The sequence below is a fragment of the Paraburkholderia caffeinilytica genome, assembly GCF_051027425.1.
GTDB lineage: Bacteria > Pseudomonadota > Gammaproteobacteria > Burkholderiales > Burkholderiaceae > Paraburkholderia > Paraburkholderia caffeinilytica_A.
On sequence record NZ_CP186553.1, the window covers coordinates 296,931 to 310,901 of the forward strand.

The window sequence follows — 13,971 nt, forward strand, 5'->3', positions numbered from 1 at the left end:
CGGCTCGCCGAGCGGGCACGACATCATGGTCACGGGCGTGTCGACGCGCAAATATGCCAAGATGCCGCCCGAGATGGTTGGCACGGTCGGCATCTCCAAGAGCAGCGTCTCGTGCGAGTTCATCTAGGCCAGCAAGACTGCATTCACCGAACTGATGGGCAGGCGCTTCGACGAGTACGACTTCTTGGCCCTCTACCTAGATGGCATCATTGTCGCCGCCATCGGCGTGGACAATGCTGGCAAGAAACATTTGATGGGGCTCGTGAGCGGCTCGAGCGAGAACGCCTCGGTAGTCGGATCTGTTGCGCGGGTTGCTCGATCGCGGCTTGTCCACGGACTTGGAGTACTTGTTCGTGATCGACGGCTCAAGGCGCTGCGTTCTGCGATAGAGGAGCTTGTCAGCGAGCGTGCCCGCGTGCAGCGCTGTCGCGCGCACAAGTTGCGAGACGTCCTCGATCGCCAGCAGAAAGAATGCATCTCGCAAACCGCGGCGGTCATGAAAGCGGCTTACAAGCTGTCGGCTAAGGACGGAATGACCAAGCTCAGGACTCACGCGGCGTGACTCCAGTCCGGCCACTCGGATGCCTCGGCCGCGCTGCTCGAAGGGCTGGAGGCGACGTTCACGGTGAACGAGGTGGGCCTGTCGACGATTAACCTCATCGAGAACCCGAATGGCACGGGGCGTGTGAAGCGCTATCGTGATGCCAACATGGCAGTGCGCTGGGCAGCAGCAGGATTGAGAGAAGCACTTCCGGAAAAGCTTTGGCGTGAGCGAGCTCTGGATACACGCGGCAGCCTTGAAGCATCCGCCCTCGAAATCGAACATTGACTATAATCGGAAGGTTACCTAATCTATGTTGCACCCGCCGTCCCAACCTTCAACTGTCAGTGGGACATTGCCGATTGTCTTGATTCGAGTCTTGAGGGCAGCATACTTGTCGGCCACATGCAGCGCCTTCTGTTGATAATAGAAAGTGCTGCGCGCTCGTTTGAACAAAGGCATTGAGCTTCTTTAGATAGGCATTCTCCATGCGGGGTTGTCCAGTTCCTTTATCAATTCGTCGCGAGTGCGACTAGCGGCGCCCTTTGATGATTTCGGAGATTCTGTGGTCTGGTGCTTTGTCATCTTCTTGCGGCGTAAGGAAGCGAGCGGAGACAATGCTTCCAGTCCGCCCTGATCGTAGTTGGGCTCCCACCTAGCGACGATATTGACGTTGCGAATATCAAACAGCGCGGCGGCCTGCCGATAGGAAAGGCCCTCGTTACGCATGCGTCGCAACACCTACAGCTTGAATTTTAAGCAGTAGGTGGTCCGCGCTTTTTTCCTGACACCTGTAGCACACCATGCGAACGATAACCCGCCACCCATTTGCGTAGCGACGTAACATCCACATCATGGCGGCGAGCAACGACTTTGAGCCTCGCCGTTCCCGGTCAATAATCCTTGACGACCGCGAGCTTTGTCCCTTCCGAATACTTGCCCACAAGACTCCCTGCAGAAGTGTCCAACTTTGCGGGGTCAGTTCATTATCGGGTAAAGGTATCTACTTGGACGTTAGCGCAGCGCGACCACGATCACATGGCTTTGCCGCGTTGAGCTTCGCCTGCCCCGATCTTCACTCAGTTCGTTCGCCCCATCTTATTGCGCCGTGCCCGGGAAAATGGATGACAGGTGATATCTTCGCGCACATGGCCAGCGCCTGCTGATTATCCTCGCGCTAATAACGCTTGAATGGGGTCGACAGCGGCACCGGATCGAAGGCGACACGACGTTGGTCGGCAGGCGGGAGCATTGGCAGCTGATCGCGAAGCGGGGTCGCCTGCCAGTTACAGAAAATCAGACATTTTGCTCGCATCACTTCCGGCAACTATCGTACTCCAACCAGTGTCGGCCGCATCTTGGATTTCCTCAAATAGTGCATCGATCCGCTCGTTCAGATCCGGTTAGTCATCGCACCGGATCACCCGCCGGTACTCGTCTCCACGAATGCTTCGTGTGTCGCAATCGCCGGATCAGTTGATGTGCATCAAGTCCTGTGATTGCTCCGGTTGCGGTTTCGCGTAGTCACGAATAGATTGCCCAATGTGAAGCGTCGTCGTCCAGTCTTGCGCAATGCAGGGTCATGGTTGGAAAGCCTACGTGCGACGTACGCTTCACACCTGTCTCATGATTATCCCTTCGCGATGACATCCGGGTCGCATCAGTCACAAGCTGATGCGGCCATTTTTTGTACTTAATACCTGCATACTTCGCAATGCTGCCTGCAATGAAGTTGGCAGCATGACAGCCCCAGACGTTCCACTTGAAAATATCAGAAGACTGTCCGAACGAGTGAGGCCACCTCTGTATCAGGCCACTATCTTAATCTGCGACAGGCGCAATCACGATGTCCGTTGCCTGCGTTCGTGCGACGACCTATGCTTGCGGCCAGCGTAGGCCCTCGACCATCTGTTGGGACATGGGAAACGGTGTGTGCTGGGATCTGGCTGACACGACACGCAGCGGAGGGCGCTACGCGCACCCTTGCGTAGACACGACTTTGGCCTCATTCATCCTGACGGGTGGATGAGTTTTTTTTGTGCGCATCGAATCAGCGCAGTATGCGAGGCGCGATCGGTGCTGCAATCGCCTTGCGCGAAATCAGTCCGCGGGCTATTTCAGACGAATCCCATTTCCCTGCCGGTCGGGCTGCGCTCAAATAGCACACCACTGCCCAATGGTCTTGGTAGCGGGAGTATTCGTTGTGCCGCAGAGAGAACCGATAACTTGAATCCTAACGACCTGCCGGGCGCGTTTGCTTCACTGGCGCTGAGTGAGGCCAACCGGCCTTTTCGCCTGAACTGGGGCGAGACTGGCCATACCCACAGCCCCCACCGCTCGCTCGAACGGGTGCTGATCCCGCAACGGCTCGACATCAGCGAAGGCCTGTGCACGGGGATCGAAGGCCACATCACGTGTCTGTCCTCGTGCGCGGGGCTTCCGCTCACGACCTTCATCGGCCTGCCCGTTGGCGTGCAACTGGTCACCGACCGGGGGGGGCTGCATTCGATCTGCGGAATCGTTACGCATGCACGCGCGGGCGAATCGGATGGCTCGTTGGCAACGTACCAGCTGACCATCCGCGACGCCCTGTCGGTGCTGGAGCGCCGGACCAGTACGCGGATTTTCCGGCAGAAGAGCCTGCCCGACATTCTGGAAACCCTGTTGCGGGAATGGCAGCAGAAGAGCCCGACACTCGGGCGAGCCTTTGATTTCGACCTGTCGGGTCTGGATCGTGCCCGGTACCCCGCACGCGAGCAGACGGTCCAGTTCCAGGAGTCCGATGCGGACTTCATCCGGCGGTTGTGCCGGCGCGACGGCATTGCGTGGTTTGTCGCGGCCGGCGCGCGAACACAGGCCATGGACAATCGCAGGAACAGCTTGCCGGTTCACACGTTGGTGCTGTTCGACGATGCGATGAAACTGCGGGAGTCGACGACGGGGACCGTGCGCTATCACCGGGACGCCGCCACTGAAGAGCGTGATTCGGTCACGCTTTGGTCGGCGTCGCGTGAACTCGTGCCGGGCCAGGTGCGGCGTGTGAGCTGGGACTACAAGTCCGGCCAGATGGCGCAGGCCGACGAGACCACTTTGATCGACCAGGGCGAAGCCGGCAACGATCTGGGCCGCCTTCTGCGCGATGCCGTGATTGATGTACCCCACGCGGGCGATTCGTGGGCCGACTATCATCGTCTTGGCCGTGCCCGCATTCTTGCTCACGAGATGCGGGCCGCGCGTATTGACGGCGCCGGCAGCGTACGCGATCTCGCGGTCGGCCACTGGTTCGGATTGAGCGATCACCCTGAGCTCGACAGCCAGCCGCCGCAGGACCGGCAGTTCGTCGTGACTCGCCTGCACCATACCGGCGAGAACAGTCTGCCGAAGGCGCTCAACGAACACGCGCAGGCGCTGTTCGCGGCGAGCCGCTGGGCGTCCGGTGCGCGGTTCCGGCAGGATCAGCCTGGAAGTGCGGCGACTGATGACATCATTGAATCCCGTTACGAAAACACCTTCACGTGCGTAAAGCGCGACGTGCCGCTCAAGCCGGCCTATGACCCGAGAGTCGATCTGCCGCGGGTCCACCCGCTCACGGCCATCGTGGTCGGGCCGAAAGACGAAGAGGTGTATTGCGATGAATATGGTCGCATCAAGGTCCAGCTTCAGGGGCTGGACCCGGACGACCATGCGCATGCCCAGGGCGCGGGCACACGCGGCACCGACGCCGACAGCACATTCGTGCGCGTGAGCAGTGCCTGGGCGGGGCCGGGCTACGGCGACGATGTGTTGCCCCGCGTCGGGATGGAGGTCATGCTGGATTTCGTCGGTGGCGATCCGGACCGAATGTTCGTTTCGGGCGTGCTGCACAACGGACCGAACAGGCCCGCGACCTTCAGTCATACCGGCGGGCTGCCCGGCAACCGGTACCTGTCAGGCAGGAAGACAAAGGAAGTCAAAGGCCGGCGCGCCAACCAGTTGCGCTTTGACGACTCGCCGGGCGAGATCAGCGCGCAACTCGCGAGCGACCATGCGGCGAGCGAGTTGAACCTGGGTTTTCTGACGCATCCGCGCGCGGATGGACACGGAGAAAAGCGCGGCGAAGGGGCCGAACTGCGCACCGACGGTGTCGCGGTGATGCGCGCAGCGATCGGCATGATGCTCACGACCTTCGCCCGCAACAAAGCGGCGGGTCACCAGCTCGATCGCCAGGAACTGGGCCAGCTGCTCGGCGAATGCACGGAGCTCTTCAGGGCACTCGGTGACTATGTTGGCCTGCACGGTGGCCGTGCGGGCGACGTGACCGCGCAGAACCAGCTGGCTGCGCTGCTGAAGAACCTGGAAGCGGACAACACGTCCGGCACCGCCGCGCCGGCAGACACCCAGGGCAATACACATGACGCTACGCACGGGATCATGGCATTCGGCGCCGCAGCAGGCTCGCTCATCCTCACCCCGAAAACGCACCTGATCTACGCCGGCGGCAACATCGATCAGGTCGCCCAGCATCACCTGCAACTCATGAGCGGCCAGCGGCTGGATGCAACAGCGGGCCAGGGCATGCAGTTCTTCTCGCGCGGTGTCGGCATCCGGGCGACCGCCGGCGAAGGCCCCTTCACGCTGCAGGCGCAGCACGACACGCTGAGCGTCACTGCACAGAAGGCGGTGCACATCCTCGCCAACGAAGACGAAGTGGTGATCTCCGGCAAAAAGGTGCGCCTGGTGGCCGAAGATGGCAGCTACCTCCTGATCGGCAACGGCATCACGCTGGGTACGAACGGCGACGCGAAGATCCTTGCGGCCTCGCATCTCTGGAGTGGTCCGTCGACCGACCACGTCGACCGGCCGGGGTTTGCCAATGCGCCTACCGATCAGCGTTTCCGGTTGCACTACCCCAACGATACAGAAAAAGGTCCGGTGCCTGCGGTCAGCCGGTCGTACCGGATCACACTGGATGATGGGCGCGTGGTCGAAGGGATGGCCGACGCGCACGGACTGACCGACCTGTCGAAGGATGACGTGATGCGCATCGTCAGCGTCGACATCCTGAAACACAGACTGTGAGCGCTGCCTTGGTGTGCCATTGCGGGCCATGACGACCCTCATCCCCGATCTCCCATGACCAATACCCGCCAGACTCATCACATCATCGCCTCGGCGCAGGCGCTCACGATTCCCAACCGGCCTGGTGACCGCCAGGTGGAGATCCCCGCCGATCTGCCCGGCGTCGTGATCTACATTCACGGTGTCAACGATCCCGGCGCCGCCTATGAAAACGTCGAGAAAGGCCTCTGCCAGGGGCTCAACGAGCGGCTCTCGCGGGTTGATCTGACGCCGGGTGAGTATGGCCAGGCATATCGCGCGGAGAAGGCAAAAAAAGGCCTCAAAGGCGTCCAGGACGATATTCTCAATGATCCCGACACCTATCTTTATATGCGCAGTGAAGTTGCCAGCACGACGCGCAGCGTGTTCCTGCCGTTCTACTGGGGTTACAGGGCGGCCAGCAACGAGATCGCCAAGGTCAACGCGCCGGGCGAAGTCAGGAGCCGCACGGCCGATCAGGACGGCAACCTGATGACGCGGGGCCAGTATCAGGACCGCCAGGGCAACCGGCTTGACGCGCATTTTGCGAAGGCCGGGGGTTTCTTCGGCAATGCGACCAACAACATTCCAGACATGTACGGCGCGGGATTCAGGGCGCCGGCAGTGGGAGAAGCCCTCACCTACACCGGGGCGACCGGAAACTATACATACATCGCCGATGGGCCGCAGCGGCGCTATTTCGTGCTGGCCGCCGAGCGCCTCGCAGCACTGATCAGCACCATCCGCACGATCGAGGCGTCTGATGCCGCGAAGCAGGCATGCATCATTCCCGAACATGAAACCATCACGATCATGGGGCACAGCCAGGGAACCCTCATTGCGCTGCTGGCCCAGGCGATCCTGGCCCAGCGCGGCGAGCGGTGCGCCGACTGCCTGATCATGGTGGACAGCCCGTACAGCGTGCAGGAAACCCATGGCAGCAAGCAGACTGCGCGGGCCCGGCTGAAGACCCTGATGGACATCGTCCACGAAGTCACGCAATCACCTTACCCCATCCCGCTGCTCGATCACCTGACGGTGTCACATGAGTGGCAGCGAGGCCGTGCGGGGCACGACTGGACGCCGGAGCACGGCAAACGCCGCGACAAGGATGGCAAAACCTGGATCAGCTTCGACGAACGCGACAACCGCGGCAAGGTCTACCTGTATTTCTGTCCGGAGGACACCGCCACCGGAATGAGGGATATCCGCGGTATTGGCACCTTCGGCATCCCCGACGAGATCGAAACGCCGAAGTCCCGCAATAAGCTCCAGGCAATGAACGAGCTGAAGGACAAACGCTTCTTCCAGCGCATGTGGACACTTATGGAGCGTGATCACGGCGACGGGAAGCGCAAAAAGGTGCCGGTCGGAATGCCGGAGGCGCACGTTCCGGTTCGCGAGCCCCTTGAACGGCTGTTGCCCGGGCCGGATACGGGCGTCGCTGGCGTGGTAGGGACATTCCTGCAGGCGCCGCATGAACGCCATGAAATGCGCCTGATCAACGGTGAGGCACTGAAGCCGCAGCACGAGCCCGACCTGTACGGTGGCGAGGTGGTGCGCGGCGCCCCCCGGCCCGGACATGCCGATCAGGCCGGCAAATTTGCACCGGATGATGTGTCGATGGATGTGGCGCTGGGCAACCAGGATGCGCAACTGGTCTGGAAGACGGTGGAACACACGCTGTTGCCGCCGCTGGACCTTGGCGGGTACAGGAACGCATTCAACGCGAACAGACCCGTCGACCGCCAGTCGCAGAACTGGCGGATCGTGCCCCGCCTGGGTATTCCGGGTTTTACAGTGGAGCGGGAAGAAACGCCGGACGAGGCACGTGAGCGGATGAAGACCGATCCGCACGCTTATGACGACAACAGCTACCACTCGGCGATTCTCAACAGCCCGGAGAATCATCGATGGGTCACCGCGATGGATGTGGCCATTGGGCAGGCCGTCAGTCTCGATGATCCCGACTGGCGCGATCTGCTCATTCGTATGGCGGACTGGCGGCTCACGACAGCGGCGATGACGCCACTTCAAGCCAATCCGAACTACGGACGATTGAACGAGAGGACAAAAAACCTCATTGAGGCAACAGCCACGTACTATCAGAAAGGCATCTTTCCTGACGAGTCCGTTGTTCCGTTAAAAACCATGCCGCCGCTGGTGACCAGCGAGACCTACGCGCAACGGGATAATCCGCCACCGGTTCCGTTGACGTCAAAGGTCGATCTCGGAGGGCTCCGGTGATGATGAGGAGCAGACCACGCGTCAGGCCGTATGTCATCGTGTTCGCGATAGCTGCACTCGCATGGGTCGCGTATGTCATGATCGGAGCCCATTCCAACTCACAGGTCCCAGGCGTGAACACTGCAAACATGGGCAGTCGACTCATCGCAGGGTTGCTGATGCTGGCCGGCGCTGCGCTCGTCGTATGGAGTGCAAGCACTGCCTGGATGCATCGCGCTTCGCACAGCGAGGCGGGTACTCCGTGGGCCATGCCGGCGGGCACGGTGCAGACGAAATCCAGCGCCGAAGTGCAGGCGATGCTGGCCCAGACCGGCGAGAAGTACGTCCTGGAAGTCCGCGGCCTCGGCGTATGTGTGGGCGATCTGTTCAGCAGCGAAATCTGGGAGGCCATCCAGAAGAAGGCCGACACCCACGCATCGTACCTGTCGCAGAATCCGGCGGATTATCCCAACAGCGCAGACATCCGCCTCACCTACACAACAGTCACGACCGGTCTCGCCATGAAGGGTGCGGCGCGGTTTGCTGTGGAGTACTGGCCGATTCCGGTGATCGTGTGGCAGCCACCGAAGGACACGTTGAACAGCTTCAGGGCCGCAGCGTTCATCTCCGATGCAAGACAGCAGGCGAGTCTGGGTGTGACGCTGTTCCTGTGGGAAGCGGACGCCAACACCGATGATGGCCCGGCCATGGTGAAGAGACTGTTTGATTTTTTCGACACGCATCCGGATGCGCCGGCGGCGATCGTGTTCAGCATCGACGGATCGATGACCCGGGACATGATGAGAGCACCGGGATCAGGTCTGTTGCCCGGTGGCCAGTTCGTCCCGGCCATGCCCGACAGCATGATGGCCATGCTGGTGACGCGTACCGACCGCGTCGACCGGTTGATCCGGCCATTCGTCGTTGAACAGACTGATGCGGTCAACATGGATACCACGCAATACGATGTCTCGAAACTGTGGGACTTCTACTGGGAAAAAAATGATGGTCAGGGGCCAGACGGCTTCGATGCCTTCTACAAGAACCAGGTCAAGGACATGGGCTATGACCATCCGATGTCGCCGGGAACGATGTCCTCAAACTGGTGGCAAAAGCAGCTCCCGGGGTTCTGGAAGACGATCAACAACAAGGGCCCCGGACACTTCACGCCGTCGCCGTACATCCCCGTGCGCTGGACGACCTGGCAGGTTGACAGGTTTGACAGTGCGCTGTTGCTGGGCTACCTGCACCGTCCGGTCGAAGTGAAGCTGACGGGCGCGGATGGCCACCTGCTCAAAACCACCGCGCAGGCCGCAGCACTAAAGACGGGCTGGGGGCAGGCCTTGGCGACACTGCCCGAAGGAGAAAAACCCCAACGGATCTTCTACGACACCACGGGCGATCGCGAATGGGTCATCCCGCTCAGCCAGGCGCTGATGAGCAATGCAGCCGGTCTGGATCTGAGCGATGTCCGGGAAGGCTACGACATCGGCTACCGGATCGGCAATACCGGTGTCAGTTCGCAGATGGTCCAGCTCGGGCTGGGTCTGATTGGCAGCTACTTCGACGGCGGGGCCAGTGCAACGGTAAGCCGCAGCCCGAACGGCATCGCGAGCATCATGATGGTGAGTCCGCCCGATGCCGCGACGCTGGCCGCACAGTCGGTGCACTGGAAGGACCCCTTTACCCTGCTGGCGAAAGGCAGACGGAACTAGGCGCTGTGCTGGGGATCGTTTTTTATTCTGTTCGGAATGGAGCAACACAATGCAAGGCGTTATCCGCGTGGGCGATAAAACAAGTCACGGTGGCGTAGTGGTCACGGGCAGCGAACTGTCAAAGGTCATGGATCGCGGCGTCGCGCGCGTGGGCGATCGCTGCACGTGTCCGATGCCGGGACACGAGGACTGCGTGATCGTCGAGGGGCACCCGTACCTGCACACCGAGGGACGCGCCGTCGCGCTCAACGGCCACCGGACCTCATGTGGCGCGACGCTGATCTCGACGATGCTTACTTCGTGCATCAAGTGATCCCGTGCTGCCAGAACGAGACGAGACCTGCGTTGTTCTTCCTGCGTCAATGGAATCGATCGCTACGTCGACTTGCACCGGACGGCGAAATCCTTCACCCATACGCCACCCGCGAAGATGGCGAACCGAGCCTAAAGTTTCCTGCATGAAATGCCGAAAAGACCGGAATCCATACTCGTGCCGCGAGCCGATTCCGAGCCATCATGATGTCGCGCAACGTAGCCGCCACGCTAGTGGCGATCCTGCTGGCAACGCCAGCCTCAGAAGCATTGCCGGCGGGGCTGGCCTCGATTCCGGTAAGCCTGACTGTGCAGGAAACCTGCGTGATCCAGTCGGTGGACGCGGCGATTACCGTTGCCAATCAACCGGCGGTTGCCTGTCTGCACGGGGCGCCGTTCCAGGTTTCCCAAGCCGCATTCGATCCCACCGTGCCGGGCGACGCAGGCCGGGCTCAGGCACAGCCGGTGGAATTCGTCGCCACCCACGACGCCCAGCAAACGGTCTGGACCGTCAACTTCTAGAAATCGCCGTTTATCCGCGCGGCACTGCGGCTGCCGGCTGTCGATTTTCCGGCCCAAAGATCAAAAACTGATCGTCGCGGTAATCGTATCGCTGTAGCTGCCGGGCATCGGCGTCGTTTGCGCAGGCACCCGGCCATATACCGTGATCGACACCGCATTGCCGCTGCCCGTGCCGGTGGCCATCGTCGTACCCGCCGTTCCGTCACCCCATGCGCTCGTGTGGGCGGCGTCCGTATAAAGCTGATAGTTCACCGCGCCACCGCCGCCCGAGCGCTGCATCTGGCGTGCCGCGACATTGCCGCTCACGCCGCTGCTGAGCGCGATCTCGTACGCGTCGCCGTTCGTGCAACGGGCCGTGATCGCGCCAGTCGCGTTCAATGCCGAACTCAGCACGCCAGTCGACGTGAACGCCATGTTCGTCGCGCTGATCAGGCAGTTGTTCACCACTGTCGCGCTGGCCGTGAAGCCGAAGCTGCCGGCGCTTGTCGTCAGTGCGGCGCAGCCGGGCGTGACCAGCAGAAAAAACCCGTAGGTGAGCGAAGTCTGGCTCAAGGTCTGCGAATACACGGTGTTGGCGTTGCCGGAAGTCGGCACGGTCGGCTGGCTGGCCGTGATCTGGCCGTAGAAATTGACCGATGTCGTCGCGGTATTGCCGGTCAATGGCTTGTTGAGAACCACCGAAATCGGCGTTGTGCCGAGCGCGGTCGAACCCCACGCGAGCGAATGCGCAGCGTCCTGATACAGGTTGTACTGCAACTGGTTGGCGCCGATCGCCAGATAGCGCGGCGTCGTGCCGCCCATGTTCAGGCACACCTGGACGCTCGGCGTCAGCGTAATCGCGGGCCATGTGCACGAAATGCCGACAGTGCCGGTTGCGGCCACCGCACTCATGCCGATCGGACTGACGTTGCCGAAACTCAGCGCCGACGGACTCGCCGAACAGGTTTGCGCACTTGCACGCTGCGGCAACACGCCGAGCAGCGCGCATAGCGTCATGAGCAGAAGGAGCCGCTTCATCGCGCCGCTCCTGTTGCCGGCGACGCGGGGACCGCCGCATTGCCGCCGCAGGTCAACGGTCCGAGCGTCGGCAGCGAGCCGTCGGCGGGTCGCTGGTAGGTGAATTCGACGCTGCAATGCGCGTCGCCGTTGTCGATCTCGAGATGGTTGTCGCGCTGCAGATTCTCGACGAAGGTCAGACCGTCATAGCCGACGATCGTATCGCTTCCGCTTTCGACGTGATGCACGCGCGTGCCTGGCGGCAGCAGCTTGCCGTCGGCGCCGCGCAGAATCACCGAGGCGGCGCTGTAACGCGACACGCGGAAGTTTGCGAGGACGCCCGCGCGCGACTCCGGCACGAGGTCCATCGAGGTCGTGGCGATACGTGCGTCGGCGGGCAGATTCATGCTGTCGATCGCGACCTGGTTGTGCTGATATGCGTTCAGATCGGGTATCAGCAAATGGCCATTGCGGTCGGTCGTGCCGATCACGCGATTTTCGTGCAGTACCGGCACGCCCGCGACGCCGTCGGTGGACACCAGCGCGAAGCCGTCGTCGATACGCCGCGCCGGCTGGATGCTGTGGTCCATCAGCACGATCGCGCCGGTCACGTCGAGCGAGGCGTTCGCGTGCCGGTCGATGTCCTGCGCGAGCGCCGTCACCTCGCCGTAGTTGCCGAGATACTGCGCCTGCGCCTGGCGGTACGGCACCGCGCCCGAGCCGCCCGCCTGCACGCCCCAGCCCCAACCACCGGAATAATCAGGTGGCCGCTGCGCATTGAGGTTGTAGGTGGACTGGCCGTTCTGACGGCCGACACTCGCGTTGATCGCGGTGTTGTTGCCGAGGCCGAAGCTCGCGGTCAGAAACACCCCGCGCGAGTTGTGCTGCAGAAAGTCGTTGTACGTGCTGAGCGTGAGCGAGGCCAGATTGCCGAAGTTCAGCGTGTACGACAGCGAACCGATCCGCGAGGCCGGAATGCCGGGAAACCGATAACCGATGTAGCTGAGCGACACGGTCTGGCGGCTGAAGAGGGGCAGCGCGAGCGTCACGCGGTCGGTGGCCGTGGGCACCGGCGTGCCGTCGCGCGCGGCGAGGTCGCCGTAGTTGCCGTAGGCGCGCAGCGTTTGCGCATCGATCGAGAAGTGCGGTTCGATCAACTGATAGCCGAGGCCGACCTGGGTGCCGTTCAGCTTGCCCGCGCTCGCGGACAATGAGCCGTTGATCACGCCCGCCATGCCCATGCGTACCAGCGCGCCGGCACCCGCATTGACGAGGCCGCCGGTGGCTTCCGCGTGTCCTTCGAGCGTAAGCGTGTCGCTCATGCCGCGCCGCGCGGTGGCGCTGACCGCTGGGCGCGGATCGTAGGAAAACGAATCGATGCCATACGCGCGGCGCAGAAAACCCACTTCGAACGAATAGCTCGACAGACCCGCCGCCAGCATGCGCGTATCGACGTAGAGCGGCAGCGTAGTCGAGATGGTGCGGCCGAGCGCGTCATGCGTGATCACGGTCGCTTCGCCCGCGCCGGTGATGCCCGGCACGTTGTTGACGATGAACGGCCCGCTCGGCACGTTGCCGCTGAATTGACGCACGTTGTTGATATAGAGATCCACCGCCGAAGGCACGACCGCGGAGCCCGCGAATGCCTGCACGGGGAACGTCACGAGGTCGGGCCGCAAAGCGAAGTTGCTGCGCCACTGGAAGCCGCCGATGCGGATCGAGCGGCTCCAGTCGAGCGAAGACGAAATGGTGTCGCCGAACTGCGTGGTACTGAGCGTGGCCGGATTCGAGGTGCTCCACGAGGTGTCGTAGCGCACATAGCGATGCAGGTCGCGGTATAGATACGCGATGCCGGTATTGCTCAGCACGCCGGCCGGGTCGAAGTAGCGCTCCTCGCTCCACAATGCGAACTGCGCGTTGGTGTCGGTTTGCGCGAACGCGTCGTAGTTGATCAGAAAACCGCGCGACGCGGCGGCATTCGGCGTTCGCGTCAGCTCACGTGTATCGAAGGTGTACGGCTTGCGGATCGCGTCGGGCACCTGCAGGTCGATGGTTTGATGCGAAGCGTCGTATTGGTAATGCAGGCCTGGGATCTGGTCGAGTTCGATCGAAGCGGTGTCGGCGGCGCCGAGCTTGTCGGTAGCGATGCCGACTTCGCTCAGGTCCTTTCCCGTGGCGCTGAGCCGCCCGCCGACTTCGCGAAAGTGCGTGATCAGCGAAGTGCGCTGACCGTTGAGCATGACTTCCAGATATAGATCACGGCCTGCGGCGTTGTCCGGCGTGGGCTTCGCCGCTGCGCGCTGGCTGGACTCCGGCGCGGCGCTCGAACCGGTGCTCGTGTTCGAATCCGTGTTCGAGTCCGCGCCCATGCTGACGCCTGGGCTGACACTCCTGTCGATGGGCGCATCGGCGGGCGCGCGCACATCGACGCCCGTATCGGCGAATCGCAGCGGCGCCTGTGCGCCGGCCTGAGTCGCGCTCAGCATGGCCAGCGTCGCCGCGAGGGCAAAGACCTGCAGTCTCCATCCATGACGTTTTCGCCGTCGTGTCGTTCTCATCGATTGCCTGGCGTCAGCACGTGTG

General features: G+C 62.1%; 10 protein-coding genes. 7 read left to right on the top strand and 3 right to left on the bottom strand.

The window, feature by feature from the left end; all coding sequences use genetic code 11:
- Positions 1-184 precede the first annotated feature (184 nt).
- Together ACOSV0_RS21915 and ACOSV0_RS21920 are read left to right on the top strand one after the other, a co-directional pair.
- Positions 185-562 (top strand): transposase, encoded by a 378-nt coding sequence (locus ACOSV0_RS21915; RefSeq protein WP_434113491.1) that lies wholly within the window; start codon positions 185-187, stop codon positions 560-562.
- Between the two features lie 63 nt (positions 563-625).
- Entirely contained in the window at positions 626-829 is a 204-nt protein-coding gene (locus ACOSV0_RS21920) for a hypothetical protein (protein WP_434113493.1), read from the top strand.
- Between the two features lie 183 nt (positions 830-1,012).
- On the opposite strand, the gene ACOSV0_RS21925 is transcribed toward ACOSV0_RS21920, so the two are convergent.
- On the bottom strand, positions 1,013-1,270 hold the full coding sequence (locus tag ACOSV0_RS21925; protein ID WP_434113495.1) for a helix-turn-helix domain-containing protein: 258 nt from the start codon (positions 1,268-1,270) through the stop codon (positions 1,013-1,015).
- A gap of 1,497 nt (positions 1,271-2,767) precedes the next feature.
- Here ACOSV0_RS21925 and ACOSV0_RS21930 point away from each other — a divergent pair.
- From ACOSV0_RS21930 to ACOSV0_RS21950, 5 genes are all read left to right on the top strand, one after another.
- Positions 2,768-5,599, top strand: a complete 2,832-nt coding sequence (locus ACOSV0_RS21930) for a type VI secretion system Vgr family protein (protein ID WP_434116055.1) — start codon at positions 2,768-2,770, stop codon at positions 5,597-5,599.
- Positions 5,600-5,653: 54 nt separating this feature from the next.
- The gene (locus ACOSV0_RS21935) at positions 5,654-7,864 is read left to right on the top strand and encodes a T6SS effector phospholipase Tle3 domain-containing protein (RefSeq protein ID WP_434113498.1); all 2,211 of its coding nucleotides are present in this window, start codon (positions 5,654-5,656) and stop codon (positions 7,862-7,864) included.
- A 113-nt stretch (positions 7,865-7,977) separates the two neighbouring features.
- Positions 7,978-9,558: a type VI lipase adapter Tla3 domain-containing protein gene (locus tag ACOSV0_RS21940; protein ID WP_434113500.1), complete on the top strand. Its 1,581-nt coding sequence runs from the start codon at positions 7,978-7,980 to the stop codon at positions 9,556-9,558.
- Positions 9,559-9,607: 49 nt separating this feature from the next.
- Positions 9,608-9,871, top strand: a complete 264-nt coding sequence (locus ACOSV0_RS21945; RefSeq protein ID WP_434113502.1) for a PAAR domain-containing protein — start codon at positions 9,608-9,610, stop codon at positions 9,869-9,871.
- Between the two features lie 203 nt (positions 9,872-10,074).
- Positions 10,075-10,392 carry a hypothetical protein gene (locus ACOSV0_RS21950; RefSeq protein ID WP_434109112.1) on the top strand — a complete coding sequence of 106 codons (318 nt, stop codon included), beginning with the start codon at positions 10,075-10,077 and terminating at the stop codon, positions 10,390-10,392.
- Positions 10,393-10,452: 60 nt separating this feature from the next.
- On the opposite strand, the gene ACOSV0_RS21955 is transcribed toward ACOSV0_RS21950, so the two are convergent.
- Entirely contained in the window at positions 10,453-11,409 is a 957-nt protein-coding gene (locus ACOSV0_RS21955; RefSeq protein ID WP_434113505.1) for a Csu type fimbrial protein, read from the bottom strand.
- Positions 11,406-13,874, bottom strand: coding sequence for a fimbria/pilus outer membrane usher protein (locus ACOSV0_RS21960; protein ID WP_434113509.1), 2,469 nt, complete (start codon positions 13,872-13,874; stop codon positions 11,406-11,408). The genes ACOSV0_RS21955 and ACOSV0_RS21960 overlap by 4 nt, the downstream gene beginning before the upstream one ends.
- Positions 13,875-13,971 lie beyond the last annotated feature (97 nt).

Bases quoted from the DNA above. Each gene is read 5' to 3' on its own strand.
- ACOSV0_RS21925 (WP_434113495.1), bottom strand. From the start codon at position 1,270: ATGCGTAACGAGGGCCTTTCCTATCGGCAGGCCGCCGCGCTGTTTGAT.
- ACOSV0_RS21935 (WP_434113498.1), top strand. From the start codon at position 5,654: ATGACCAATACCCGCCAGACTCATCACATCATCGCCTCGGCGCAGGCG.
- ACOSV0_RS21945 (WP_434113502.1), top strand. From the start codon at position 9,608: ATGCAAGGCGTTATCCGCGTGGGCGATAAAACAAGTCACGGTGGCGTA.
- ACOSV0_RS21950 (WP_434109112.1), top strand. From the start codon at position 10,075: ATGATGTCGCGCAACGTAGCCGCCACGCTAGTGGCGATCCTGCTGGCA.
- ACOSV0_RS21955 (WP_434113505.1), bottom strand. From the start codon at position 11,409: ATGAAGCGGCTCCTTCTGCTCATGACGCTATGCGCGCTGCTCGGCGTG.
- ACOSV0_RS21960 (WP_434113509.1), bottom strand. From the start codon at position 13,874: ATGCTGAGCGCGACTCAGGCCGGCGCACAGGCGCCGCTGCGATTCGCC.